The sequence below is a fragment of the Bradyrhizobium sp. 35 genome (assembly GCF_023073215.1).
In the GTDB taxonomy this organism is placed as follows: domain Bacteria; phylum Pseudomonadota; class Alphaproteobacteria; order Rhizobiales; family Xanthobacteraceae; genus Bradyrhizobium; species Bradyrhizobium canariense_D.
In genome coordinates, this window is sequence record NZ_JADPJC010000157.1 from 458766 (window position 1) to 484822 (window position 26057).

At 64.7% G+C, this 26057-nt stretch carries 23 protein-coding genes; 10 read left to right on the forward strand and 13 right to left on the reverse strand.

The window, feature by feature from the left end; all coding sequences use genetic code 11:
* Positions 1-65 precede the first annotated feature (65 nt).
* The 3 genes from hpaD to IVB36_RS34450 are packed head-to-tail and all read left to right on the forward strand — an operon-like array spanning position 66 to position 3576.
* Positions 66-1049, forward strand: a complete 984-nt coding sequence (gene hpaD / locus IVB36_RS34440) for a 3,4-dihydroxyphenylacetate 2,3-dioxygenase (RefSeq protein WP_247394102.1) — start codon at positions 66-68, stop codon at positions 1047-1049.
* A gap of 3 nt (positions 1050-1052) precedes the next feature.
* Positions 1053-1922 (forward strand): fumarylacetoacetate hydrolase family protein, encoded by an 870-nt coding sequence (locus IVB36_RS34445; RefSeq protein WP_247394105.1) that lies wholly within the window; start codon positions 1053-1055, stop codon positions 1920-1922.
* A gap of 25 nt (positions 1923-1947) precedes the next feature.
* Entirely contained in the window at positions 1948-3576 is a 1629-nt protein-coding gene (locus tag IVB36_RS34450) for a thiamine pyrophosphate-dependent enzyme (RefSeq protein WP_247394121.1), read from the forward strand.
* Positions 3577-3744: 168 nt separating this feature from the next.
* On the opposite strand, the gene alkB is transcribed toward IVB36_RS34450, so the two are convergent.
* The 4 genes from alkB to IVB36_RS34470 all read right to left on the reverse strand — a co-directional run bounded on the left by alkB (position 3745) and on the right by IVB36_RS34470 (position 7341).
* Positions 3745-4398 (reverse strand): DNA oxidative demethylase AlkB, encoded by a 654-nt coding sequence (gene alkB, locus IVB36_RS34455; protein ID WP_204513909.1) that lies wholly within the window; start codon positions 4396-4398, stop codon positions 3745-3747.
* Between the two features lie 9 nt (positions 4399-4407).
* On the reverse strand, positions 4408-5154 hold the full coding sequence (locus IVB36_RS34460; protein ID WP_085352195.1) for a 2OG-Fe(II) oxygenase: 747 nt from the start codon (positions 5152-5154) through the stop codon (positions 4408-4410).
* A gap of 158 nt (positions 5155-5312) precedes the next feature.
* The gene (locus tag IVB36_RS34465) at positions 5313-5999 is read right to left on the reverse strand and encodes a DUF2848 domain-containing protein (RefSeq protein WP_085352194.1); all 687 of its coding nucleotides are present in this window, start codon (positions 5997-5999) and stop codon (positions 5313-5315) included.
* The gene (locus IVB36_RS34470; protein WP_085352193.1) at positions 5992-7341 is read right to left on the reverse strand and encodes an amidase; all 1350 of its coding nucleotides are present in this window, start codon (positions 7339-7341) and stop codon (positions 5992-5994) included. Before IVB36_RS34470 ends, IVB36_RS34465 begins: the two co-directional genes overlap by 8 nt.
* A 173-nt stretch (positions 7342-7514) precedes the next feature.
* Here IVB36_RS34470 and IVB36_RS34475 point away from each other — a divergent pair, with 173 nt between their 5' ends.
* The 4 genes from IVB36_RS34475 to IVB36_RS34490 all read left to right on the forward strand — a co-directional run bounded on the left by IVB36_RS34475 (position 7515) and on the right by IVB36_RS34490 (position 11233).
* The gene (locus tag IVB36_RS34475; RefSeq protein WP_247394590.1) at positions 7515-7928 is read left to right on the forward strand and encodes an OB-fold domain-containing protein; all 414 of its coding nucleotides are present in this window, start codon (positions 7515-7517) and stop codon (positions 7926-7928) included.
* A 3-nt stretch (positions 7929-7931) separates the two neighbouring features.
* The gene (locus IVB36_RS34480) at positions 7932-9071 is read left to right on the forward strand and encodes a thiolase (protein WP_247394128.1); all 1140 of its coding nucleotides are present in this window, start codon (positions 7932-7934) and stop codon (positions 9069-9071) included.
* Between the two features lie 5 nt (positions 9072-9076).
* Positions 9077-9991: an SDR family oxidoreductase gene (locus IVB36_RS34485; protein ID WP_007593675.1), complete on the forward strand. Its 915-nt coding sequence runs from the start codon at positions 9077-9079 to the stop codon at positions 9989-9991.
* A gap of 129 nt (positions 9992-10120) precedes the next feature.
* Complete coding sequence (locus tag IVB36_RS34490) at positions 10121-11233, forward strand: SMP-30/gluconolactonase/LRE family protein (protein WP_026233273.1); 1113 nt, start codon at positions 10121-10123, stop codon at positions 11231-11233.
* 52 nt (positions 11234-11285) lie between these two features.
* Here the strand turns inward: IVB36_RS34490 and ppc are convergent, their stop codons facing one another.
* From ppc to IVB36_RS34515, 5 genes are all read right to left on the reverse strand, one after another.
* The gene (ppc, locus tag IVB36_RS34495; RefSeq protein WP_247394593.1) at positions 11286-14075 is read right to left on the reverse strand and encodes a phosphoenolpyruvate carboxylase; all 2790 of its coding nucleotides are present in this window, start codon (positions 14073-14075) and stop codon (positions 11286-11288) included.
* Between the two features lie 729 nt (positions 14076-14804).
* Positions 14805-15038, reverse strand: coding sequence for a hypothetical protein (locus IVB36_RS34500; protein ID WP_247394595.1), 234 nt, complete (start codon positions 15036-15038; stop codon positions 14805-14807).
* A gap of 292 nt (positions 15039-15330) precedes the next feature.
* The gene (locus IVB36_RS34505) at positions 15331-15735 is read right to left on the reverse strand and encodes a YccF domain-containing protein (RefSeq protein WP_247394138.1); all 405 of its coding nucleotides are present in this window, start codon (positions 15733-15735) and stop codon (positions 15331-15333) included.
* Between the two features lie 171 nt (positions 15736-15906).
* Complete coding sequence (locus tag IVB36_RS34510) at positions 15907-17451, reverse strand: acyl-CoA synthetase (RefSeq protein ID WP_247394597.1); 1545 nt, start codon at positions 17449-17451, stop codon at positions 15907-15909.
* Positions 17452-17579: 128 nt separating this feature from the next.
* Positions 17580-18389, reverse strand: coding sequence for a crotonase/enoyl-CoA hydratase family protein (locus IVB36_RS34515; protein WP_018456967.1), 810 nt, complete (start codon positions 18387-18389; stop codon positions 17580-17582).
* 116 nt (positions 18390-18505) lie between these two features.
* On the opposite strand from IVB36_RS34515, the gene IVB36_RS34520 reads away from it, so the two are divergent.
* Both IVB36_RS34520 and IVB36_RS34525 read left to right on the forward strand, forming a co-directional pair.
* Entirely contained in the window at positions 18506-19378 is an 873-nt protein-coding gene (locus tag IVB36_RS34520) for an SDR family oxidoreductase (RefSeq protein ID WP_018456968.1), read from the forward strand.
* A 228-nt stretch (positions 19379-19606) separates the two neighbouring features.
* Positions 19607-21187: a fatty acid--CoA ligase gene (locus IVB36_RS34525; protein ID WP_247394599.1), complete on the forward strand. Its 1581-nt coding sequence runs from the start codon at positions 19607-19609 to the stop codon at positions 21185-21187.
* Between the two features lie 168 nt (positions 21188-21355).
* On the opposite strand, the gene IVB36_RS34530 is transcribed toward IVB36_RS34525, so the two are convergent.
* Positions 21356-22630: an acyl-CoA dehydrogenase family protein gene (locus IVB36_RS34530; protein WP_247368180.1), complete on the reverse strand. Its 1275-nt coding sequence runs from the start codon at positions 22628-22630 to the stop codon at positions 21356-21358.
* A 210-nt stretch (positions 22631-22840) separates the two neighbouring features.
* On the opposite strand from IVB36_RS34530, the gene IVB36_RS34535 reads away from it, so the two are divergent.
* Positions 22841-23620: an enoyl-CoA hydratase-related protein gene (locus IVB36_RS34535; RefSeq protein WP_085352188.1), complete on the forward strand. Its 780-nt coding sequence runs from the start codon at positions 22841-22843 to the stop codon at positions 23618-23620.
* A gap of 146 nt (positions 23621-23766) precedes the next feature.
* Here IVB36_RS34535 and IVB36_RS34540 read toward each other — a convergent pair whose 3' ends face one another.
* The 3 genes from IVB36_RS34540 to IVB36_RS34550 are packed head-to-tail and all read right to left on the reverse strand — an operon-like array spanning position 23767 to position 25918.
* The gene (locus IVB36_RS34540; protein ID WP_247394141.1) at positions 23767-24144 is read right to left on the reverse strand and encodes a DUF6285 domain-containing protein; all 378 of its coding nucleotides are present in this window, start codon (positions 24142-24144) and stop codon (positions 23767-23769) included.
* Between the two features lie 2 nt (positions 24145-24146).
* A complete protein-coding gene (locus IVB36_RS34545) occupies positions 24147-25133 on the reverse strand; it encodes a phosphotransferase family protein (protein WP_247394602.1) in 987 nt (328 codons plus the stop codon).
* Positions 25130-25918, reverse strand: a complete 789-nt coding sequence (locus tag IVB36_RS34550; protein ID WP_085352185.1) for an enoyl-CoA hydratase/isomerase — start codon at positions 25916-25918, stop codon at positions 25130-25132. Before IVB36_RS34550 ends, IVB36_RS34545 begins: the two co-directional genes overlap by 4 nt.
* Positions 25919-26057: the final 139 nt, after the last annotated feature.

Genomic DNA, 26057 nt, shown 5'->3' on the forward strand with positions numbered 1-26057 from the left:
GCCCGCGGTTCCTCGGCGCGCGGAGCGCCAACGAGGAATGGCTGGGTCTAGAGAGGGGAAACGCAATGCCCGTACCGCAACATATCTTCGAGCCGCCGTTCAACATCATCCGCTCCAGCCACGCCGTGCTGGACGTCACCGACGTGAAGCTCAGCCGCGAGTTCTATGAAAGCGTTGTCGGCCTGCATGTCGAGGACGCCGACGACAAGGTCGTCTACTTGCGCGCCGCCGAGGAGCATCAGCATCACTCGCTGGTGTTGCGCAAGGCGGCCGCGCCTGCCTGCAACCGCCTCGGCTTCAAGGTCGGCAACGACGGGGATCTGGACAAGGCTGCGAAGTTCCTGTCCGAGAACGGCCTTGGCTACGCCTTCGTCGATCAGCCGTTCCAGGGCCGCACGCTGCAGTTCACCGACCCCTTCGGCTTCCAGATCGAGCTATATGCGTCGATGGACCGGCGGCCGCATCTGCTGCGCCGCTACGATCTCTACAGGGGCTGCCATCCGCAGCGGCTCGACCATTTCAACGTGTTCGCCGCCGAGGTGCAGGACACCGTCGAATTCTACGCCCGGCTCGGCTTTCGCCTCACCGAATACGCGGAGGAGGACGGACCGAACGGGCGCATCGCCGCCGCCTGGATGCATCGCAAGGGCAATGTCCACGACTTTGCCATCACCAACGGCAAGGGCCCGCGGCTGCACCACTTCGCGTACTGGACGCCGACGGCGATGAACATCATCCATCTCTGCGATGTCATGGCCTCGCAGGGCTTCGTGAAGAACATCGAGCGGGGCCCCGGCCGCCACGGCATCTCGAATGCGTTCTTCCTTTATGTTCGCGACCCCGATGGCCACCGGCTGGAGCTCTACACCAGCGACTATTTCACCGGCGATCACGACCACGAGCCGCTGCGCTGGTCGCTGCGCGATCCGCGCCGCCAGACATTGTGGGGCGCGCCGGCCCCGCGCTCCTGGTTCGAGCAGGGTTCGCCGTTCGCCGGGCAAGCCGTGCGCGAGCCGAAGTTCGTGGCCGACGTGCTGGTGGCGGATTAAGCAATGACACTCCCTCGCCTCGCCACCTATTCCGTCAAGGGTGCCGTCAGCTACGGCGCCGTCGTTGACGGCGGCATTGTCGATCTCTCCGCGCGCCACGCCAAGGACTATCCGACGCTGCGCGAGGTGATCGCGGCGGGAAAGCTCGCGAGCCTCGCCGAAGAGGCTGCCGGCCGCACGCCCGATCACACACTCGGCGACATCATCTGGCTGCCGCCGGTGCCCGCGCCGGAAAAGATCATCTGCATCGGCGTCAACTATCCCGACCGCAATGCCGAGTACAAGGACGGCCAGGACGCGCCGAAATATCCGAGCATGTTCATGCGCTCGCCGCGCTCCTTCGTCGGCCACGACACGCCGCTGGTGCGCCCGCGCGCCTCCGCGCAGCTCGACTATGAAGGCGAGATCGTGCTGGTGATCGGCAAGCAAGGCCGACACATTCCGGAAAGTTCTGCGCTCGATCACATCGCCGCGCTGACGCTCTGCAACGAAGGCTCGGTGCGCGACTGGCTGCGCCATGCCAAGTTCAACGTCACGCAGGGCAAGAACTTCGATTCCAGCGGCAGCCTTGGCCCGTGGCTGGTGCCCTACACGCAGGAATCGCAGATTGCCGACATCCGCCTCACCACGCATGTCAATGGCGAGCTGCGCCAGGACGACCGCACCAGCCGATTGATGTTCCCGTTCCGCTATCTCATCAGCTATATCTCGACCTTCGCAACGCTTGTCCCCGGCGACGTCATCGTCACGGGCACGCCGACCGGCGCCGGCGCGCGGTTCGATCCGCCGCGCTATCTGAAGCCGGGCGATGTTATCGAAGTCGCGTCCGATGGCATCGGGACCTTGCGAAACGGCGTCGTCAACGAAGCCTGAACACCGATTGAAATGGAATAATGCCATGACCACCCTCACCGGCGGCGAAGCGATCGTAAGCGGCCTTGTCGCTCATGGCGTTGACACCGTGTTCGGCCTGCCCGGCGCGCAGGTCTACGGCCTGTTCGACGCCTTCCACCAGGCCCAGCTCAAGGTGATCGGCGCGCGGCACGAGCAGGCCTGCGGCTACATGGCGTTCGGCTATGCCCGTTCCAGCGGCAGGCCCGGCGTGTTCAGCGTGGTGCCCGGCCCCGGCGTGCTCAACGCCAGCGCCGCGCTGCTCACCGCCTTCGGCTGCAACGAGCCGGTGCTGTGCGTCACCGGCCAGGTGCCGACGCAATTTCTCGGCAAGGGCCGCGGCCATCTGCATGAGATGCCGGACCAGCTCGCGACCTTACGCACCTATGTGAAATGGGCGGACCGGATCGAATATCCCGGCAACGCGCCGACCACCGTCGCGCGCGCCTTCCAGGAGATGACATCCGGACGGCGTGGCCCCGCCTCGGTCGAAATGCCCTGGGACGTCTTCACCCAACGCGCGGACACGGCTGCAGCACAGGTGCTGGAACCTTTGCCGGCGCCGCAGCCCGACCCTGATATGATCAAGCAGTCGGCCGCGCTGATCAAGAACAGCAAGGCGCCGATGATCTTCGTCGGTAGCGGCGCAATCGAAGCGCGCGAGGAGATTCTCGAACTCGCCGAGATGATCGACGCGCCCGTCGTCGCCTTCCGCAGCGGCCGCGGCATCGTCTCCAATGCGCATGAGCTCGGCCTGACCATGGCGGCGGCCTACAAGGTGTGGCCGACGACCGATTTGATGATCGCGATCGGCACGCGCGCCGAACTGCCGGCATCGGGCTTCCGCTGGCCGTATCAGCCGAAGGGACTGAAATCCATTCGTGTCGATATCGATCCGGCCGAGATGCGCCGGCTCGCCTCCGATGTCGCTATCGTCGCCGATGCCAAAGCCGGCACCGCCGATCTGGTCGCAGCCGTGAAGAAGGCCGGCTATGCCAGGACCAGCGGCCGGCGGGGAGCGATCCGCGAGGCCACTGCGACAGCGCACGCCGAGATCCAACGCATCCAGCCGCAAATGGCGTATCTCAACATCCTGCGCGAGGTGCTGCCGGCGAACGCGATCGTGACCGATGAATTGTCCCAGTTCGGTTTCGCCTCCTGGTACGGCTTTCCGATCTACGAGCCGCGCACCTTCATCACATCAGGCTATCAGGGCACGCTCGGCTCGGGCTTCCCGACCGCCCTCGGCGCCAAGGTCGCAAATCCCGACAAGCCGGTGGTGGCGATCACCGGCGACGGCGGCTTCATGTTCGGCGTGCAGGAGCTGGCCACCGCCGTCCAGTTCAACATCGGCGTGGTGACGCTGGTGTTCAACAACAACGCCTACGGCAATGTCCGCCGCGACCAGCGCGAGCGCTTCGACGGCCGCGTGGTGGCCTCGGATCTGGTCAATCCGGATTTCGTCAAACTCGCGGAGTCCTTTGGCGTCGCCGCTGCGCGCGTCACCGCGCCGGATCAGTTCAAGGCGGCGATGGAGAAGGCGCTCGCCCATGGCGGGCCGTATCTGATCTCGGTGGAAGTGACGCGGGATTCGGAAGTGAGCCCGTGGGCATTCATCCACCCGCCGAAGCCGTAAACGAAGCATCGTCGTTCCGGAACTCTTTCCTTCTCCCCTTGCGGGAGAAGGTGGATCGCTGACGCGCAGCGGCGGCGAGACGGATGAGGGGCTGTCTCCGCGGATGGAGACCCCTCATCCGCCTTCCCTTTCGGGAAGGCACCTTCTCCCAAAAGGGGAGAAGGAAGATCAGCGCGTCCTGCGAAACGTCAGATTGATCCGCTTAGGCCCGAGCAACGCATGTTCACCATCGGCGAGCGGCGCGACGCCATGATAGGCGAGCCTGCTAGCCCCGCCCCAGACCACGACATCGCCATGGACGAGCCGGAACCGGCGCGGCTTGTCGTTGCGTGCCAGGCCGCCGAACAGGAAGGTCGCAGGTAGCCCAAGCGAGACCGAGACGATCGGCGCCGAATAATCCAGCTCGTCCTTGTCCTGATGCAGCGACAGCCGCGTGCCAGGCTCATAGCGGTTGACGAGGCAGGCATCGGGCGCAAAGCCAGTAAAGCCGCCCTGCTCCGCCGCGCGGCGGGCGAGATCGCGGAGCACGGGTGGCATCGCCGGCCACGGCGCCCCGGTCCGCGGGTCGATGGGATCATAGCGATAGCCGGTATGATCGGTGATCCAGCCGCGCTCGCCGCAATTGGTCATGGCGACCGACATCAGATGCCCGCCGGGCGTGGTCATGCGCCGGAACGGCGACTGCGCCACGATGGCGCGCACCGCATCGATCAACTCGCTTTCGATCGGCTTGACGAAGCCGCGCAGCAGCACGGCGCCGTCGGCGATCTTCTCGCGCGACGGCTGAGCTTCGGCGACATTATCGAACAAATCCCCCATCAGCGGCAGCGTTTATTTCGCATCGTGAAAGATCACACCCAGCGTGTAGCGCTGGCCAGAGCGAATCCGGCTGACGCCATGGCGGAGATTAACGCGGTAGGTGCCGCGTGTCCCCTGCACTGGACGATGATGCACAGCGAAGGCAACGGCGTCGCCCTGCGCGAGCGGAACCACTTCGGCGCGGGACTGCATGCGCGGGCGTTGCTCGGTCAGCACGAACTCGCCGCCGGTGAAATCGCGTCCCGGCTCGGACAAGAGGATCGCGACCTGGAGCGGGAACACGTGCTCGCCATAGAGATCCTGATGCAGGCAGTTGAAATCGCCGGCCTCATATTGCAACAGCAGCGGCGTCGGCCGCGTTTGGCCTGCCTCGTGGCATCGTTTCAGGAACGCGGCGTGAGTGGCGGGATAGCGAATGTCGATCCCCATCGCCTCGTTCCAGCGATTGGCGACGCCCTGGAGATGCGCGTAGAGCGCCGGGCGCAACTGCGCGATCAGATCGGGCAGCGGATAGGAGAAATATTTGTATTCGCCGCGGCCAAAGCCGTGGCGGCCCATGACGATACGGCTGCGGAAGTTGGTGTCGTCGGGATAGAGCGCGGCGACGGCGCGGCACTGCTCCGGCGTGAGCAGGCCCTTCAGGACGGCGGAGCCGTGGGTGTCGAGCTCGCCGGTGATTTGCGGCCAGTCGAGGGCATCGACATGGGCGGCAGTATCCGCTGACGGGGATTGAGGCGATTTGCGTGCTGTTGCTGTCATGGCTCTCTGACCTTCGCAGGACCGCCCCGTCCTCTACCACCCGATTTCCGTCTCTCTCCCCGTCATTGCGAGCGGAGCGAAGCAATCCAGAATTCCTCCGCGGAACCAGTCTGGATTGCTTTGTCGCAAGAGCTCCTCGCAATGACGAAGGAGAGACTTTAGCCCCGCACCGGCAGCGTCACCACGTCATAGCCGTGCTTGATCGTGCGCTTCAGCACGGGGTCCTCCAGCTCGAAATCGAAGCGATCGGCGGGACGGATGCCGCCCTTCGCCGCAAACGTACCGCCGAACATGGCGCAGCCGTCGGGGAATTTCCCACCGTCGAAGCCACGCGCGATGAGGTCGACGACCGGCAGCATCGCGTCGAGCGTGCCCTCCTGGTAGAGCACGCGCTCGCCCTTGATCGTGGCCCAGGAGCGCAGGATCATCCTGTCCCAATGGCCGATGACGTCCTCGAGCTCCCACACGGTGGATGCGATCGGCTTGTCGCACATCTGCTTGGACACCGTGACGTTGTAGGCTTCGACCTTGCGGTCGGTGTGGTCGGAACCGCAGCCGACGAAAATGCGACCCTGCCAGCCGATCAGCACGAACTCGACCTCGCCGGAGGAATCGCCGCCGGTGCATTCGATGCTGTCCTCCTGCGTCAGCCGCCGCGCCGAGGCACGGTAGTAGATCGGCGTCGAGGCCGGCGGCGCGATACCCATCTCCTGCAGCTCGGCAATGTGCTTGTCGCGCGCGACCGGATCGCGGCCGGTCCAGCCGGCGATGACCATCTGGTCGATCGCCAGCGTCAGCGGCGTGGTGGTGTCCTGGGCGTCAACGGTGAAGGTCAGGTCAAACACGAATTACGGCCTCCATGCCGGCAGCAAGCTCGAAGATACGGCGGTCCGATCCGCCCGCGCCCGCCAGCATCAGGCCGACGGGAATTTCGCCCTCGCGATGCGCCGGCAGCGAGATGGCGCAACCGTCGATCATGTTGATCAGGGTGCAATTGCGGAGCGCCCGCAGGTTTTCCCTGGTGAACTCCTTGTCGTCGGCGAGATCGGCGATTTTCGGCGGCGTGTTGGCGGTGGTCGGCAGCACCAGCGCGTCATAGGGCGCGATCCGCGCATTGACGCGGGCGATCAGCGAGCGGCGCTCGTGGAGAAGATCGATGTAGTCCGCCGCGCTCTGCGCCTCGCCGCGCATGATGCGCACGGAGACTCGGGGATCGTAGACGTCACCCTTGGATGTGAGGAGGTAGCGGTGCCAGGCGTAGCTTTCGGAAGCCGCAAAGCCGCCCTTGGCGTTCATCGGTCCGATGTCGTGGAATTCGGCCATCTCCATGCGCTCGATGATCGCGCCGTGATCGGCAAGGCTCTTGAGCGCACGCTCGAATGTCCCGGCCACAGCCGCGTCGAGGTCATCGAGCGCGATCGTGGTCGGCACCGCCAGCCGCATGCCCTTGACAGGTCGCGGCTTCAGCGGGCCGATCAGCTCGTTGGCGAGCACGGCATCGAGAATGGCACAGCAACTGACCGATCGTGCCAGCGGCCCGATGCTGTCGAGCGAGAACGACAGCGGCACAGCCCCGTCGAGCGGCACGCGCCGCTGCGTCGGCTTGTAGCCGACGATGCCGTTATAGGCCGCCGGAATCCGGCAGGAGCCGCCGGTGTCGGTGCCGAGCGCGCCATGCGCCATGCCGTCGAGCACGGACACCGCGGCACCCGAGGACGAACCGCCGGGCACGTGGCCCTCGGCCCGGTTCCAGGCGCCCTTTGGCGTGCCGTAATGCGGATTGATGCCGATGCCGGAATAGGCGAACTCGGTCATGTTGGTGCGCCCGATCACGACGAAGCCGGCCTTGCGCAGCCGCGCTACCGTGGGGGCATCCTGCTCGGCCGGCGAGGAATCATCGAGCGCGCGGGAGCCGGCGCGCGTCACCTGGCCCTTGATGTCGAAGAGATCCTTGATCGAGACCGGGATACCGGCGTAGCGCGACGGCGCCGCCTTCACCTTGCGCAAACCGTCCATCGCATCCGCCGCCACAAGCGCGGCGTCCCTGTCCACATGGATGAAGGTACGCTGCCCCTCGCCGGCCGGATCGGCGATTTTGGCGATGCAAGCCTCGACCAGCTTGCGGGAGCTGGTGCGGCCGCTTTCGAGGTCTTCGGCGAGCTTCTTCAGTGTCGAAAAATCGGGCATGTCTGTCTCACGGAATATTTGCGCGCAATGTATAGCGCTGCCTCACTTCGACACAAGCATTGTGCGCATGATGGCATGCATGCGCATTGCTGGACCGTTGACGCGCCATGGTCGATTGTCGGATCAAGATCGCAACAGCCGGGCTTCGCTTGGCCTTGGGAGGACCTGCCGAGATGGCCGAACCGCATCGCGCGCGACCGAAACCGACGCCGGAGACCCAGCATTTCTGGGACGGCACCAAGGCGGGCGAGTTGCGCCTGCAGCGCTGCGACGCCTGTGCGCATGTCTATTTCCCGCCGCGCCCGTTCTGCCCGTCCTGCGCCTCGCGCAAGGTCAGCATCTTCAAGGCGAGCGGCAACGGCTTTCTCTACAGCTACGTGATCAACCACCGTCCCGCCGCGCCCGGCTTCACGCCGCCTTACGCGATTGCGGTAGTCGAGCTCGAAGAGGGACCGCGGATGATGAGCAACATCATCGACTGCCCGCAGACGCCGGAGGCGCTCGAACTCGACATGAAGCTCGAGGTCGCCTTCGAGGCGCTCGACGACAAGATCACCCTCCCCGTATTCCGTCCGGCGAAGGGATAGAGCATGCGCAGCAATCAGGTTGCCGTCGTCGGCGCGGCCGAGACCACCGAACTCGGTGTCATCCCCAACGTCTCGCAGCTCCAGCTTCACGCGGATGCGGCGCTCAATGCCATTGCCGATGCCGGGCTGAAGCTGTCCGACATCGATGGTTTCGCCACCGCCGTCGAAACGCCGCAGCAGGTCTGCCACTATCTCGGCATCAAGCCGACCTGGGTGGACGGCACCTCGGTCGGCGGCTGCTCCTTCATGCTGCACGTCCGCCATGCCGCCGCAGCGATCGAGGCCGGCCTATGCAAGACGGTGCTGATCACCCATGCCGAGAGCGGCAAGTCGATGATCGGCAAGGCGCCGCGCTCGATTCCTGCCGACAGCCTGCAAGGCCAGTTCGAGGCGCCGTTCGGTGTCTACGGCCCGCCCAGCATGTTCCCGATCCCCGTGCTTCGCTTCATGAAGACCTATGGCATCACGCACGAGCAGCTCGCCTCGGTCGCAGTGGTGCAGCGGGAGTGGGCGGCGAAGAATCCGCGCGCGATGATGAAGGATCCCATCACGGTCGCGGACGTCCTCAACTCGCGCATGATCGCCTATCCGTTCCGCCTGCTGCAATGCTGCCTCGTCACCGACGGCGGCGGCGCGCTGATCCTGACCTCGGCGGACCGTGCCAGGGATTTTCCGCGCAAGCCCGTCTACATCATGGGCACCGGCGAGAGCGTGGAGACGCCGATGGTCAGCCAGATGGAGACGTTCAACTCCTCGCGCGCGTTCAAGACCGCGGGGCCCCTCGCCTTCAAGGAGGCCGGCATCGCGCATAAGGATGTCGACCATCTCATGATCTACGACGCCTTTGCGCATCTGCCGCTGTTCGGCCTCGGCGACCTCGGCTTCATGCCGCACGAGGAGACCGGAAAGTTCATCGCCGACGGCAACACGCGGCCCGGCGGCAAGCTGCCGCTCAACACCAATGGCGGCGGCCTGAGCTACATGCATTCGGGCATGTACGGCATGTACGCGCTCCAGGAGAGCGTGCGGCAGATGCGCGGTATCGCGCCGGCGCAGGTCGCCAACGCGAAGATTTCGGTGTGTCACGGCGTCGGCGGCATGTTCGCCGCGTCGGGCACGATCGTGTTTACGAACGAGAGGTAATCCACATGACGAAATCACTGCAAGACAAGGTCATCATCGTCACCGGCGCAGGCCGCGGCATCGGGCGCGAAATCGCGCTGCTCTGCGCCGGCGAGGGCGCCAAGGTCGTCGTCAACGATCCCGGCGTCGCCGCGGACGGCGCTGGCACCAGCGCCGCGCCCGCCGAGGAAGTGGTCGAGGAGATCAAGAAGCGCGGCGGCACCGCCGTCGCCAATTTCGAGTCGGTGGCCGAAGCCATCCCCGCCAGCAAGATCGTGAAGACCGCGACCGATCATTTCGGCCGGCTCGACGGCGTGGTCAACAATGCCGGCATCCTGCGCGACATGATCTTCCACAAGATGAGCGTGGAAGCCTTCGAGGCCGTCATCAAGGTGCATTTGATGGGCTCGTTCTACGTCAGCCACGCCGCGGCGCGGATCTTCCGCGAGCAGGAGTCCGGCTCGTTCGTGCACTTCACCTCGACCTCCGGCCTGATCGGCAACTTTGGACAAGCCAATTACGCCGCCGCCAAGCTCGGCATCGTCGGCCTGTCGAAGTCTATTGCGCTCGACATGGGCCGCTTCAACGTTCGCTCCAACTGCGTCTCGCCGTTCGCCTGGACCCGCATGATCGGGACCATCCCGACCGAGACCGAAGCCGAGAAGGCGCGCGTCGAGAAGATCAAGCAGATGGGCCCGGAGAAGATCGCGCCGGTCTGCGCCTATCTGCTCTCCGATGCCGCCAAGGACGTGTCCGGGCAGATCTTCGGCGCGCGCATGAACGAGCTGTTCCTGTTCAGCCAGAACCGTCCGCTGCGCTCGGTGCACCGGAGCGAGGGCTGGACGCCGCAATCGATCGCGGAACACGGCATGCCGGCGCTGAAGGGATCATTCTACAAGCTCGACCGCTCCGCCGACATCTTCCCGTGGGATCCCGTGTAAGGATCCCGTCGAGCCGCACTTCCGGCATTCCTGCTCTGCGATCTCCGGCTGCCTAGTCCGGAGATCGCTCCGCTTTACGCCCGATTGCTGGCGGATCATTTCCTCCCAACACAACTTTGGGAGGAAACCATGACAAGAATGCTGACCGACTCCGACGACACGACTGCAGGCAGCGGCCTCGCCCGCCGCACGCTCCTCAAGGGCGCCGCGACCGTTGCCGCATCCGCCCTGCTCGCCTCACGCGCGGACGCCCGCGACTTCGGCGCCAATGCCGAGCCGCAGCGCTATCCCGATCCTGACATCATTGCCATCGATCCCAAGCGCTTCAAAGCGAAGGTCGGCAACACCGCAATCAAGCGGCTCTATACCGGCTGCCTGTGGGCGGAAGGGCCAGCGTGGAATGCGCAAGGGCAATATCTGGTCTGGAGTGACATCCCCGCCAACCGGCAGCTGCGCTACCTCGATGACGACGGCCACATCTCCGAGCAGTTCCACAAGCCGTCGAACGAGGCCAACGGCAACTCGTTCGACACCGAGGGGCGCCAGCTCAGTGCCGAGCGCACCCGGCTCGTCCGCTACGAGCACGACGGTTCGGTGACGACCCTGGCCGAGCAGGCCGGCGGCAAGCCGCTCAACGGCCCCAACGACATGGTGGTGCATCCCAACGACAAGGCGATCTGGTTCACCGATCCCGGCTACGGCGCGATCAGTATCTACGAGGGCAAGCTTGCCAATACCGGCTCGCTGCAGCCCCATCAGAAGGAAGCGGTTTATCGCATTGATCCGCAGAGCGGCCAGGTCGCGAAGGTGGCCGACGAGCCGTTCAAGCCGAACGGCATCGCTTTTAGTCAGGACTACAAGAAGCTCTATGTCTGCGACACCGGCATCACGCATTATCCTGAAGCCAAGAACGTGGTGTGGTCGTACGACATCGATGGGGCGAAGCTTTCGAACCCGAAGAAGCTGATCGACATGACGCTCGACGGCAAATCAGGCTTCCCCGACGGCCTGCGCGTCGACACCGAAGGCAACATCTGGGTCGGCGCCGGCTGGGTCGGCCCCGGCTATGACGGCGTGCAGGTGTTCGCGCCAAACGACGGCGCGCGCATCGGGCAGATCCTGTTGCCCGAGACCTGCGCCAACGTCTGCTTCGGCGGCAAGAAGCGCAACCGCCTGTTCATGACCGCGAGCCAGTCGCTCTATGCGGTGTATGTGGAGACGCAGGGCGCGCATTTCTGTTGAGTGCAGCGAATGGTGAGTGGCGAATGGATTCCACTCGCCACTCACCATGTCTCTACCCCGTATTCCTCAATCCCGCCGAGATCCCGTTGATCGTCAGCTGAATCCCGCGCAGCACCTGCTCATCCGGGTTCTGCGCGCGATGCTCTTTCAGCAGCTCGACCTGCACATGGTTGAGCGGGTCGAGATAAGGGAAGCGGTGGCGCACCGAGCGCTCCAGCAGCGGGTTGCCTTGCAGCAGCCGGTCCTGGCCCATGATGTCCAGCAGCGTCTCGATGCAGGAATGCCATTCGCGGCGGATGCGGCTGAAGATTTTTTCGCGGAGCGCCTCGTCGGGCACGAGTTCGGCATAGCGCGAGGCGATCGCGATCGAGCTCTTGGCCAGCACCATGTCCATGTTCGACAACAGCATGCGGAAGAACGGCCATTCCTTGTAGAGCTCTTTGAGGAACGGCATGCCCTTGTCGGGATGCTCCGCGATCCATTGCTCGACCGCGCTGCCAAAGCCGTACCAGCCGGGCAGCATCAGGCGGCATTGCGCCCAGGAGAACACCCAGGGAATGGCGCGAAGGTCCTCGATCGCGCGGGTCTTCTTGCGCGAGGCCGGGCGGCTGCCGATGTTGAGCGTCGCGATCTCGTTGATGACCGTCGAGGCCCAGAAATAATCGACGAAGCCGTCGGTCTCGTAGACGAGGCCCCGATAGGCCTTGAAGGCGAGGCTTGAAAGCTCGTCCATCGCGGTCAGATATTCGCGGCGCGGCGCGCTCTGGCGCGGATGCAACAGGCTCGCCTCCAGCGTTGCGGCTGCCAGGATCTCCAGATTGTTGCGGCCGACTTCGGCGTTGGAGTATTTCGACGAGATGATCTCGCCCTGCTCGGTGATGCGGATCTGGCCGTTCACCGCGCCGCCGGGCTGGGCGATGATGGCATCATAGCTCGGTCCGCCGCCGCGGCCGACCGAACCGCCGCGGCCATGGAACAGGCGTAGGCGCACGCCGTGGCGCTCGAACACGTCGACGAGGCCGATCTCGGCCTTGTAGAGCTCCCAGCCCGAGGTGACGAAGCCGCCATCCTTGTTCGAGTCGGAATAGCCCAGCATGACCTCCTGCACGCTGCCGCGGCTGTCGACCAGGCGGCGATAATCATGCAGCGAGAGCATGCGGTCCATGATGGTGCTGGAAGTCTGCAAATCCTCGATGGTCTCGAACAGCGGCACGATGTTGATGGCGCTGCGCCCGGAGGGATGGACGAGACCGACCTCCTTCAGGAGCACCGCGACCTCGAGCATATCCGACATGCCCTTGCACATCGAGATGATGCATTGGGGGATGGCGTCCGAGCCGAACTTCGCGTGCGCCTCGGCGGCGGCATGGAACACGTTGAGCTCGCCCATCGTCTCGTCGCTGTACTTGACGAACGGCGACACCAGCGAGCGCGTTGAGCGCAACTCGTTGGTGAGCAGCGAGATGCGGGCGTCCTCGCCGAGCGCGAGATAGGACATGCCGGGATTGGCGGCATCCATCAGCTCGGCAATGGTCCGCTCGTGCACCGCCGAGTTCTGCCGGATATCGAGCCGGGCCAGATGGAATCCAAAGCAGTCCACCGCACGCCGCAGCAGCCGCAGCCGGCCGCGGGCGATGACGCCGGCGTTGTTGGAGATCAGCGAGCGGTGCAGCACGTCGAGATCGGCCTTGAGCTCCCCGACGCTGTCATAGGGCGCGCCCTTGCCGACCGGCCGGCGCGTAATCTCGACCTGAAGCATTTCGGCCGTGGCAGTGAGGCGCGCATAGATGCCGGAGACCGCGAGGCGATAGGGCTCGCCGCTCCGGTGCGGCGAGGTATCGGGCGAGCGCTCAGCGAGCGTGCGCAGCTCCTCGGAGACGTCGGCGAGGTGGGCCGCGATCGACAATTCCGAGCCGAGCACGTGCAGCTCGTTCAGATAGAACTGCATCACCCGGCTCGACTGCAGTCGCAGCGTGCCGCGCATCACGTCGGCGGTGACGAAGGGATTGCCGTCGCGGTCGCCGCCGATCCAGCTGCCCATGCGCAGGAACGAGGCGAGCTCGCCGGCCGCCTGCTCGCCGCCCTCCTCCAGCCGGTCCTCCAGCGCGTTGACCAGCCGCGGCACCTCGCGGAGAAACGTGTAATCGTAGAACGACAGGCCGTTGGCGACCTCGTCGAGCACGGTGAGCTTGGTCCGGCGCAGCAGGTTGGTCTGCCACAGCGTCAGCACCTCGCGGCGGAGCTGCTCGTCGCTGGCGGCAGCCTCTTCCGCCGTCAGCGCGACGCGCTCCCGACGATCGAGCAGGCTAGCTACCTCCATCTCGCGGTCCATCGTGCTCTTGCGGCGGACCTCGGTCGGATGCGCCGTCAAAACCGGGCTGACCAGCGCGCTCTTGAAGAAGTTGCGCAGGGCATCGGCACCGATGCCCGCAGCCCTCGCATGGGCGAGCGTCTCGGCCAGCACGCCGGAGCCGCCGCCCTTGTTGGCGCGCATCTGGCGGATGTTGTTCTGGTCCTCGGCGATGTTGGCGAGGTGGGAGAAATAGCTGAAGGCGCGGACGATCCGCACCGTCTCGGAGGTCGACATGCTGTCGAGGATCTGCTCGAGCTCGCGGCGGGCGAGCCGGTCCTCGTCGCGGTGGAATCGGATCGAGGTCTGCCGGATGCGCTCGACCAGATCGAACAATTCAGGCCCCTCCTGGTCGCGCACCGTGTCGCCGAGAATGCGCCCGAGCAGGCGGATGTCGTCCCGCAGCCGCACGTCCGCTTCCAGCGCCTGGACGTCCTCGGGGCGGTTGGGGCGCTGATCGGCGGTGTCGGATGATATGGTCTGGAGGGACATTGGCTCGCTCCGCTGTTCGAGCTCGCTTGGCTGCCCGGCTCAGCCGAGTGTGCAAGTTTTTTGCCGCAGCGCAAGATGAAGTTGGGGGCGGCGCGGCAACATCACCGATCATGGGAGAAATGCGCCTTGCTGAACGGCGCGCGCACACGTCCGCGGTCTCGCGGCGCAGGGGCCCGAGTTTTGCTGTCCGTTTCGCCCTCATCGATAAGAAAGGGCGCAGGGAAGGCCGGGCGCCGGCTGGCACCCAAGGTCCGCACGCGAAAGACGCACGCGGGGGTGACCACAGGTGATGCCGGAACATCCCGGCCTTCCCTGCGCAATGGTTTACGGCTTATGGCGCGCTCTCCCCGGGGAGCGATGCACTATTGCCCCCGTCGCCTTGCAGATGATCGATGCGCGCACCCGGTCGGGCCGCACATCACCGCAAGCCTTGACGCACAGACCCCGGGCGTCAGGACCACACGCTTTTGCCGTCCGCGGACGTCCCTCCCCGGACATCCGGAAGCTCGCGCGTGCTCGCCCCCGAAGTCGAATAGAAACGCTGTGACCGCGCCGGGTCGTTCGCGCGGATCGCGATGGCTCACAGGCGTAGCCCGCCCTGCCACCTCGTCACGCGCCGGCGCTGCCGCGTCCATCGCATCTCGGCTCACGTATCGTGACGATCGCGAAACGCCCTTTTTAGCGGGCCGGAATAGTTTGCGGTTTACCCGAAGAAGCGAATTCGGTCAATCAGAATATTGGAGAACCGATCGATTGACCTGCATGTGGCGGGTTTTGCCCGTCGGGCAACGCGAGGGATTGTGGGTCGGAAGCATTGAGCTGCCACCCGACTTCAATCTCGGGACAATAGTGACGCTTACCAGTGGTGATGGTGCCGCCAACCATAGTGATGGCCTCGGCCTCTGCCCCAGCCGTAATGATGACCACGGCCGCCGCGATGACCCCACCCGTGGCCACCGCCATGTCCGTGGCCGCCCTTGACCTCGATCGTGTCAGTCTGAGACGCGCCCAGTGTGTCCGGCTTGGCAACGGGCATCGCCGAAGCAGAAGGTGTGGGTGTCAAAGCAACGGCCCCCGCCACAAAGCCCACCAAGCAAAGCCACTTCATGCAATCGCCTCCCGATAAGAATGAACCAAGGGCCAGCCGCGGCACATTGCGGCCGCGTTCACTCCCGCTCGTCAACAATGAAGTCGGGAAAAAGTTGCAAGGAAATGTGACGCCTTGCGGAGGCGTAGGATATCCTACGAGTTTGCCTTAAGCCGGCGCGATCACCTTGCCGATCGGCCAGAGCGCGATGCCGGCGAGCTTGAGGTGGGCCCAGGCGAAGGGAATGCCGATGATGGTGATCGCGAGGGCCACGGCGGTGAAGAGGTGGCCGAGCGCCAACCACCAGCCGGCGAGCACGAACCAGATGATGTTGCCGATCACCCCGAGCGGGCCGGTGCCGACATCCTCGACACCGGTGACCTCATAGCGGCTGACCGCCCGCGAGCCGAACGGCATCAGCGTGTAGACGGCGATATTGAACGCCGCCCGCGCCCAGGGCAGGCCGATGATGGTGACCGCCATGATGACCGCGGCGACCAGCCAGCCGAGCGCCATCCAGGCGCCGCCAATGAGAATCCAGAGCAGGTTGAGCAGGATGGAAACGGGAGCCATGGGATGATCCGAAGGTCGATGATCCCGTGAGTATAGCACGATGCGCGAGGTTGCGATCGATAAAGCCGCTCACGTATTCGCGTGCTCGTGTAGCCCCGATGAGCGAAGCGACATCCGGGTCTTACTGGTTGTTATCCCGGGTATCGCTTCGCTCACCCGGGCTACGCACCGCTAGATCTTCCGCCCCGCCTGCTCCCAATAGGGATCGCGCAGGCGCCGCTTGAAGATCTTGCCGGAGTCTTCGCGCGGCAGCCCGGTGCGGATCTCGATGTGCTTTGGGACCTTGTAGTCGGCAAGCGAGGCCTTCAGGCGGGTGCGGATTTCGGCGGCATCCAGCGTAACGCCGGCTTGCGGCTCGACCACCGCCATCAGCGCTTCGCCGAACTCGGCATCGGGGATGCCGAACACCGCGCAATCATGCACGCCGGGCACCGCGTGCAGCACGGACTCGATCTCGGCCGGATAGATGTTGACGCCGCCCGAGATCACCATGTCGCGCTTGCGGTCGCAGATGAAGACGTAGCCCTCTTCGTCGATATAGCCGACGTCGCCGGAGGTGATGAAGCCGTCGCGATCGATTTCGGCGCGCTTCTCCGGCTTGTTGTGGTAGGTGAAATCGGCCATCCCGGCCATGCGCGAGTAGATCTCGCCGATCTCGCCTACACCCAGCACGCGTCCGTCCTCACCGATGAAGCGCAGCTCGGCGCCGGGCGAAATCCTGCCGACGGTGCCGGGCTTCCTCAGCGCGTCCTCGGAGGTCGCGAAGGTGACGGCGCTGGATTCGGTCGAGCCGTAGAATTCATAGATCACCGGCCCCCACCATTCGATCATGGCGCGCTTGACGTCCGCCGGACAGGGTGCTGCGGCGTGAATGATGTGGCGGAGCGAGGAGACGTCGTATTGCTTGCGCACCTCCTCCGGCAGCTTCATCAGGCGGATGAACATGGTCGGCACCATGAAGATGGTGTCGATCTTGTAGCGCTCGATCAGCTCGAGAAATTCCTCGGGCTCGAAGCGGGGAATCAGCACCAGTGCGCCGCCGAGTTTTCCCGCGCGAATGCCGAACGAGTTCGGCGCGGAGTGATAGAGCGGGCCCGGCAGGATCGTGCGGGCGCCGGGCTTGAGCCCGTAGATCATCGCGCGCATGCGCTCGCCGGCAGCCGCCTGCTCCGGCGTCGGCGCGTTGCGCCGTACGCCCTTGGGGTGGCCTGTCGTGCCCGAGGTGTAGATCATGTTCATGGGCTGCGGCACGACCGGGCCGTCATAGGGCTGGTGCTCTGCGAGCCAGGATTCGAAATCGATCGCGAAGTCCGGCGTCTTCAGATGATCGGGATCGATCTTGTAGCTGGACAGGATCTCCGGGGGCGTCGGCACGCTGAGCACGGTGACGCCTTGGGGAATCGCATCGCGCAAGGCATGCAGCATGTCGGCATGGCCGATCAGCACGGAGGTGCCGGTGTCGTTCAGGATGTAGTTGACCTCCTCCGGCTTGAAGTGCCAGTTGATCGGCACGCCGTAGGCGCCCAGCCGCATGGCGGCATAGGCGGCTTCGATGAAGGCGATGTCGTTGCGCATCAGCATGCAGACGCAATCGCCCTGCCTGACGCCGATCTGGCTGAGACCGCTCGCGATGCGGTCGGCACGATCAGCGACCTCGGCATGGGAGCGGCTGCGCCCGCCGGAGACGATGCCGAGGAAATTTGAGGTTTCGCTCATTGTTGTTTTTCTTTGTTGTTGAAGTTGCCCCTCATGGTGAGGAGGCGCAAGGCGCCGTCTCGAACCATGAGAGCCCGTGGCCCATCCCTCGAGACGCCGCTTCGCGGCTCCTCGGGATGAGGTCTGCGCTAATCCGCAAACTTCGGCGCGCGCTTCTCGAGATTGGCACGCACCGCCTCGGTCTGGTTCGCGCTGCCGATCAACTTCTGCTGCTCGACGGACTCGGCGAGTAGCGCGGGGCCCGGATCGACCGAGAGATTGTTGAGCATGCGTTTCGCGGCGCGGATCGCATCGGGGCTTTTTCCCGCGATCTCGCGCGCGACGTCGAGCGCGGCAGCGCGCGGGTCGTCGCAGATGCGCGTGGCGAGACCGTAAGCCATCGCCTCCTGCGCGGAGAAGATGCGGCCGGTGTAGGTGAGATCGCGCAAGATGTCGTCGCGCACGAGCGAAGCCAGGATCGGCGTGCCCGCCATGTCGGGTACCAGACCCCATTTGATTTCCATCACCGACATTCGCGCATCGGGCGTGAGGAAGCGCATGTCGGCGCCGAGTGCGAGCTGGAAGCCGCCGCCGAAGGCGACGCCCTGGATCGCCGCGATCACGGGGACCGGAAGCTGGCGCCAGCCCCACACGGCCTGTTGCGCAAAATTCGCCTGGCCGTGCGTGCGTTTGGTGAGGTCGCGATTTTCGCCACCCGGAATTCCATTGCCCCCCTTTTCCTTCATGGCGGCAAAACGCCCCATGTCGAGACCGGCACAGAAGGCGCGGCCCTCGCCGGACAGCACCACGACGCGCACGCCTTTTTCCTTCGAAAGCCGATCCGTTGCGGCCACAAGGGCCTCGAACATGGCCTGATCCAGCGCATTCATCTTGTCCGCGCGCACCAGCCGCACGTCGGCGACGCCTTCCGAGATCGAGATCGAGACGCGCTCTTCCATGGATGAATTCTCCCCTGGTTCCCGGCTGTTCTTGTTCGGTGCCGCTTTACAGGAAGCCGGCGGCCGGATTTAGTCAATCGATCAATTAACCGACAATCGCGACGGGGGAAACAGCCATGTTTAAGGAAAATCTTCTGGCGGGGCGGCGCATCCTCGTGACCGGCGGCGGCACCGGGCTCGGCAAGTCGATGGCGGCGCGCTTTCTCCAGCTCGGCGCGGAAGTGCACATCTGCGGCCGGCGCAAGATCGTCTGCGACGAGACCGCGACCGAGCTGATGGCTGAGCATGGCGGCCGCGTCACCAGCCACGGCGTCGACATCCGCAACGCGCTCGCGGTCGAGGAGATGATCGAGACCATCTTTCGCGACGGCCCCCTCACCGACCTCATCAACAACGCCGCCGGCAATTTCATCTCGCGCAGCGAGGAGCTGTCGCCGCGCGGCTTTGACGCCGTCGCCAACATCGTCATGCACGGCACGTTTTACGTGACGCAGGCGGTCGGCAAGCGCTGGATCGCGTTGAAGCAGCCCGGCAACGTCGTCTCGATCACCACGACCTGGGTGCGCAACGGATCGCCTTACGTGGTGCCGTCGGCGATGAGCAAGTCGGCGATCCATGCCATGACGATGTCGCTCGCGACCGAATGGGGCCGCTATGGCATCCGGCTGAACACGATCGCGCCGGGTGAGATCCCGACCGAGGGCATGAGCAAGCGCATCAAGCCCGGCGACGAAGCGGGCGCGCGCACCAAGGCGATGAACCCGATGGGCCGCGTCGGTACCATGGAGGAATTGCAGAACGTCGCCGTGTTCCTGATCTCCGGCGGTTGCGACTGGATCAGCGGCGAGACCATCGCCATGGACGGCGCGCAGGCGCTCGCGATGGGCGGCAATTTCTACCAGCTCCGCGACTGGAGCGACGACGACTGGAAAACCGCACGCGAGAGCATCATGGCGCAGAATGAAAAGGACCGTGCGAAGCGGGGCTGAGGCTCTCTCCGTAGTCGTCCTGGCGAAAGCCAGGACCCATTATCACCGAATGTTCTTTGGCGAAGATTGGCCATGGCCAGTCTTCGCCGAATTGCGTTTTGTGGCTATGGGTCCTGGCTTTCGCCAAGACGACGACGCTGAAGCCATGGCGTACCCTCTCCCATCTTGTTTTCGCCCGCGGATGACGCCACACTCCGCGGCATAAGAACAAGACGTCACGGGAGAGACATGTCCACCACACAGCCATTGGCTGACCTCGCCGACATGGTGCGCGAGCGCGCCAAGAGCCGCGGCAATGCCATCGCCTTCGAGTTCGAAGGTCGTGTCACCAGCTTCGCCGAGTTCGACATCAAGACGAATCGCGTCGCCAATGCGCTGATCGCGATGGGTGTGAACAAGGGCGAGCGCATCGCCTATCTCGGCAAGAACAGCGACAACTATTTCGAGCTGCTGATGGGTGCCATGAAGGCCGGCGTGGTGATGGCGCCGGTGAACTGGCGGCTCGCGGGCCCCGAGGTCGCCTTCATCGTGAGCGACTGCAAAGCGCCGGTGCTGTTCGTGGGACCTGAGTTCATCACCCAGGTCCGCCAGATCAAGGACCAGTTGCCGGGCGTGCGCAGCGTCATCACCACCGAAGGCGGCGCGCCGGAATGGCAGGATTTTACAGCTTGGCGCGATGCACAGAGTGGCGACGATCCCAAGGTGCCGATCGACACTAAGGACATCGCGATCCAGCTCTATACCTCGGGTACGACAGGCAAGCCGAAGGGCGCGATGCTGTCGCATGCGAACTTCCTCAACCTGGTGCAAACAGGCAATGCCGAGGACAAGCCGGAGTGGAACCGATGGTCGACCGACGACGTGTCGCTGGTCGCGATGCCGATCTTCCATATCGGCGGCTCCGGCTGGGGCGTGATGGGGCTCTACCACGGCGCCCGCGGCGTGATCGCGCGCGAGTTCGATCCGACCAAGGTGCTGGATTTCTTCGAGCAGTCCGGCATCACAAAGCTGTTCATGGTGCCGGCGGCGATGCAGTTCGTGGTGCGGCAGCCGCGCGCGAAGACAATCGATTTCTCCCGGTTGAAATACATGCTGTACGGCGCCTCGCCGATACCGGCGGCGCTGCTGAAAGAATGCATCGAGATCTTCAAATGCGGGTTCGTGCAAATGTACGGCATGACCGAGACCACCGGCACCATCGTCGCGCTGCCGCCGGAGGATCATATCGAGGGCTTGGAGCGGATGCGCTCGGCCGGCAAGGCGCTGCCGGGCATCGAGATCGCGATCCTAGACGTTGACGGCAAGCCGCTGCCGCCGCGCGAGGTCGGCGAGATCGCGACGCGCTCGGGCTCCAACATGGCCGGCTACTGGAACCTGCCGGAAGCGACCGCCGCGACGCTGCGCGGCGACGGCTGGCTGCGCACGGGTGATGCCGGCTACATGGACGAAGACGGTTATCTCTACATCCACGACCGCATCAAGGACATGATCATCTCCGGGGGCGAAAACATCTACCCGGCCGAGGTCGAGAGCGCGCTGTGCGATCATCCCGACGTCGCGGAAGCTGCCGTGATCGGCATACCCGACGACAAATGGGGCGAGGCGGTGAAGGCCGTTGTGGTGATGAAGCCCGGCAAGCAGGCGACCGCCACCGACATCATCAACTTCACGCGCGAGCGCATCGCCGGCTTCAAGACGCCGAAGAGCGTGGAGTTTTTGCCGGCGCTGCCGCGCAATCCCTCAGGCAAGATTTTGCGACGGCAGTTGCGGGAGCCGTATTGGGCGGGGAAGGATAGAAGGGTGAATTAGCACCACTCCAGCCACATCGTCGTCCCGGCGAAGGCCGGGACCCATAGCCACAGGATTGGGTTTTGCGAAAACTCGGAGTTGCCGTCTCGCGCAACGACTTCTCCGTGGGGTAATGGGTCCCGGCCTTCGCCGGGACGACTCCGGGGAGAGACTGCGCGCAACAATCCCTCAATGCTTCCCCGGCCCCATATAGCCGAACAAAAATCCCGCTACCTTGCGGATCTGGATCTCCTCGCTGCCCTCGGTGATGCGATAGCGGCGGTGATGGCGGTAAATGTGCTCGAACGGCTTGTGGCGTGAATAGCCCATGCCGCCGTGAACCTGCATGGCGCGGTCGGCAGACTCGCAACACAGGCGGTTTGCCCAGTAGTTGCACATCGAGACGCGGTCGGAGAGCGTGCGCTCGATCTGCTCCTCGGTGAGCTTGTCCATTTCCCAGGCGGTCTTGCGGATCAACAGGCGCAGCATCTCGGCCTGCGTCGCAAGCTCGACCAGCGGGAATTGGATCGCCTGGTTCTCGGCCAGCGCCTTGCCGAACGGTTTTCGCTCGCGCGCATACTTCACGCTCTCGTTGATGCAGTAGACCGCTGCCCCCAACGAACTCGCTGCCTGCCGGATGCGGTTTTGATGGACAAAACATTGCGCCAGCGACAGGCCGCGACCGTCCTCGCCGAACAGCGCATCCTCCGGCACGAACACGTCCGTAAAGCTGACGCGGGGATGATCGGTCGGCATGTTGAAGGTCCACATATACTCTTCGATCTTCACGCCATGGCTCGTGGCCGGCACCAGGAAGCAGGTGATGCCGCGGGCATCGCCGTCATTGCCTGACGTGCGCGCGAACAGCGCGCAATGCGTGGCGACGTGCATGCCGGTCGTCCACATCTTCTCGCCGTTGATGATCCAGCCCTTGACGTTGTCACGGGTCGCGGGCACCGCGCGCGCTTCCATATGGGTGGCGTCGGAGCCGTGATTTGGCTCGGTCAGGCCGAAGGTGATGCGGTACTTGCCCTTGATCGAGCCGTCGATCATCGCCTTCTGGTCGTCGCGTCCGTAGCGATCGAGCATGGTGGCGACGGGGAAGTTGCCGACGATGGAATGCTCGTTCTGGAGGTCGTTGTGCAGGCCGAGCCCCTTGGCGGCAAAGTGCTCGCGGATGACCGCCATCCAGAGGTTGGAGCCATTCTTGCCGCCATATTGCTTCGGCACCGCAAAACGCAAATGACCGGCGGCGTCTGCGAGATCCTTGGCCTTGCGCAGCAGCGCCTCCCATTCGTGGCGCGGCAGGCCGCCATTCTCGAAATCGGTGCGCGCCCATTCGCGGCGGTGATCGAAGAAGCGGATGTTATCGTCGACCGCCTCCAGCGGCTTGATCTCGCGTTCGATGAAAAGGTCGAGCTCTGCGAGATAGGCGACGAGATCGGCAGGCAGCGAGAAATCCACGGCTCTCTCCCGGATGATTTTTTCGTTTTGCGTTAAGGCGCTGGGCGCAGCTTTGCTTCGCACGATTAAGGTGAGAAGAGCGCCGCCAAGTCAAGCAATGGGAGACGTGTGAGATGCGCAAGGCGCATTGCGCAATTCGATGGTGCTCCAGCGCGGAGGCGCGGTAGTATTCCGGCAATATTCCTTCACGAGAAACTGCGGGAGCGCACGATGGAGCTGAAATTTTCCAAGGTGGAACGCAAGGGGCCGATCACGATCGTCACGCTGTCGCGGCCCGAGGTCTACAACGCGCTGCACACCGACGCGCATTTCGAGCTCAACAAGGTGTTTGACGATTTCTCCGCCGATCCCGAGCAGTGGATCGCGATCGTCACCGGTAGCGGCGACAAGGCGTTCTGCGCCGGCAACGATCTGAAATGGCAGGCCGCCGGCGGCAAGCGGGGCTGGGACAAGGGCGGCTTCGCCGGCCTCACCGCGCGCTTCGACTGCGACAAGCCGATCATCGCCGCGGTCAATGGCGTGGCGATGGGCGGCGGTTTCGAGATTGCGCTGGCCTGCGACCTGATCATCGCCTCGGAGAACGCGACCTTCGCCTTGCCCGAGCCGCGCGTCGGGCTGGCCGCACTCGCCGGAGGCCTGCACCGGCTGCCGCGCCAGATCGGGCTGAAGCGCGCCATGGGCATGATCCTCACCGCGCGTCATGTCAGCGCCAAGGAGGGTCTCGAACTCGGATTCGTCAACGAGGTGGTGCCGCAGGGCGAAGCGCTCACGGCCGCGCTGCGCTGGGCCGAGATGATCACCAAGAATTCGCCGATGTCGATCCGCGCGTCAAAGCAGGCGATCCAGAAGGGCCTCGGCGTGTCGCTGGAGCAGGCGATCGAGGAGCAGCGGGAATATCCGGCCGTGAAGGCGATGGTTGCGTCCCAGGACTACATCGAGGGTCCGAAGGCGTTTGCGGAGAAGCGGCCGCCGAAATGGGTGGGGAAGTGAAGGGTCGCTCGGCTCATCACCGCCGTCATGCCCCGGCTGGACCGGGGCATCCAGTACGCCGCGGCTTCTCGGCTCAATCAATGCCGCCTCTGGAATACTGGATTGCCCGCCTTCGCGGGCGATGACAGCAGAGAGTGTAGTACCGCCTACCCGCTTCGCGAGAGTTCGCGTTTGTACGACGCGTAATTCGGCTGGTCCACCGCAAGCTTGTCCATGGTCGTTTGCCACAGATGCTCGGCAAGGCCGGGCCTCGCTAGATCGACCTCGCCCTTGGCGATGCGCTCGGCCAGCGTGCGGTTGAGATCGGTCACCGAGCCGTCCATGCCGAGCAGAGCACGCAGCCGCTCCACCTCCGCGGCGTCGCTCCCCTCCTCCCGCGTCAACTGCCTTGTCACGAGATCGAGGATGTTGATGGCCACGCGCAGCTTGAAGGCCTGGTGGCCGGAGATCAGCGGCGCGATGTCGTTGCGGAGGAAATCGGCGACCGACTTCGTCAGCTCGATCGGGGTCGGCTCGTCCTGCATGGTCAACTCCCCCGCGGCGCCAGCAGCCGCAACAGATCGATCTCGGTCTCGGAAGCGCGACGGCCGATCATGGCGCGTTCCATCGAATGGTCCGGACTTTCGCGAAAGCGCTGCATCATGCCGCCGCACATGATGCCCCAGCGCAGCGTGCCCATCACTTCCCAGAATTTGACACGCGATGGATCGACCTTCCGCCCAGCCGCCTCATAGCCGGCGAACAGCTCCTCACGCGAGCCAAAGCCGCCGACCGGCTTGTCGATCTCGCCAAAGCGCCAGGAGTTGACGCAAACCCAGCCGAGATCCTCCATGGGATCGCCGAGATGGGCGAGCTCCCAGTCCAGCACCGCGCGCACGCCGTCGGCGCCAATGATGAGATTGCCGTTGCGGAAATCGCCATGCACCAGCGTCGTCTCGGCCGAAAAGCCCGGATCGTGGTCGCGGAGCCAGCGCAGCGCCAGCTCGAAGACGGGTTTGGGCCAGTCCAGGCTGCGATAATCGCGTCCGAACTCAGAGATCTCCTCCGTCGCGGACCGGCTGCGCAGCTCGGGCAATTTGTCCCGCGGTAGCCCGTGCAGCTTCGCGAGCACGCCGCCGATCTGCCGTGCGAGACGCGGCCGCGCCGCCGCAAACTCGTCGTCGCGCAGAATCTTGCGCGCGATGGTTTCGCCCTCGACCCGCTGCATGATGAAGCCGGTGCCGAGATCGTCGTCCGGCGGGAGCACATGCATCACGCGCGGCGACGGCACGCCGGCCTCATAGGCAAGCTGCATCAGCTGCGCTTCCGCGCCGAGACCTGCCGCGCGCGTCGGCGCCGCGCCATACCCCTTCGGCGAGCGGCGCAGGATCGCACCGATCGGCCCGTCGGGATGCACGATGTCGAAGCGCCAGGTCTCCTGGCTGGCGCCGCCGGACAGCTTGGCCGCGCCGGTCACGCCGGCGGCCCCCTCGCACCAGCGCGCAACGCTGCGGGAAAGCTCAGCCTCGATCATTTGCCCTTGAACTGCGCCGGACGCTTCTCCAGGAAGGCGCCAACACCTTCGCGGAAATCATCCGTGTCGCCGGCACGGAGCTGGCACTGAAATTCGAGATTGAGCTGATCCTCGAAGGAATTCTCGGGGCTGTCCCAGTACAGCTTGCGGATCAGCGACAGCGCGACCGTCGGGCCGCTGGCGAGGTCGCGCGCAAGCTTCATCGCCTCCTCCATCAGCACGCCGTCATCATAGACGCGGTTGACGAGGCCCCATTCCAGCGCCTTCTCGGCCGGGAGCCGCTCGCCCATCAACGACAATTCGATCGAGCGTGCCTTGCCGATCAGCCGCGGCAAGAGCCAGGTCGAGCCGCAATCCGGCACCAGACCGATGCGGCGGAACGCTTGCAGGAAATAGGACGAGCGCGCGCACAGGATCATGTCGCCGAGCAGCGCGAAGCTCATGCCGGCGCCGGCCGCCGGGCCGTTGACCGCGGTCACGATCGGGCAATGCAGATTGCGAATGCGGCGCAGGAAGGGATGGAAGCCGGTCTCGAGCGTCAGGCCGGCCTTGGTCTTCTTCGACTGGTTGTTGCGGCCCTGGAGATTCGCCCCGGTGCAGAACGCCCGCCCTGCGCCCGTCAGCACCACGCAGCGCACCTCGTCCTTCTTCTCCTCGATCGTGTCGAGCGCTTCTGAGAGACCGCCCAGCATGTCCACGGAGACCGCGTTCATCACCTCCTGATGGTCGAGCTTGAGGATCGCGACCGAACCATCGAGATCGAGCGTGACGTGTTTGAACTGCATGGTTTCCTCGTGAGTTGCGGCCTGTGCCAGTTTCGCAGACCGGAATTGATTTGCCGGGGCGCATATTTGATTTTTGGCGCGGTCTTGTCCATGGTGATCGGAGCCTAGCAAGCAATCTTGCGCGCAGCGGCTGATGCGC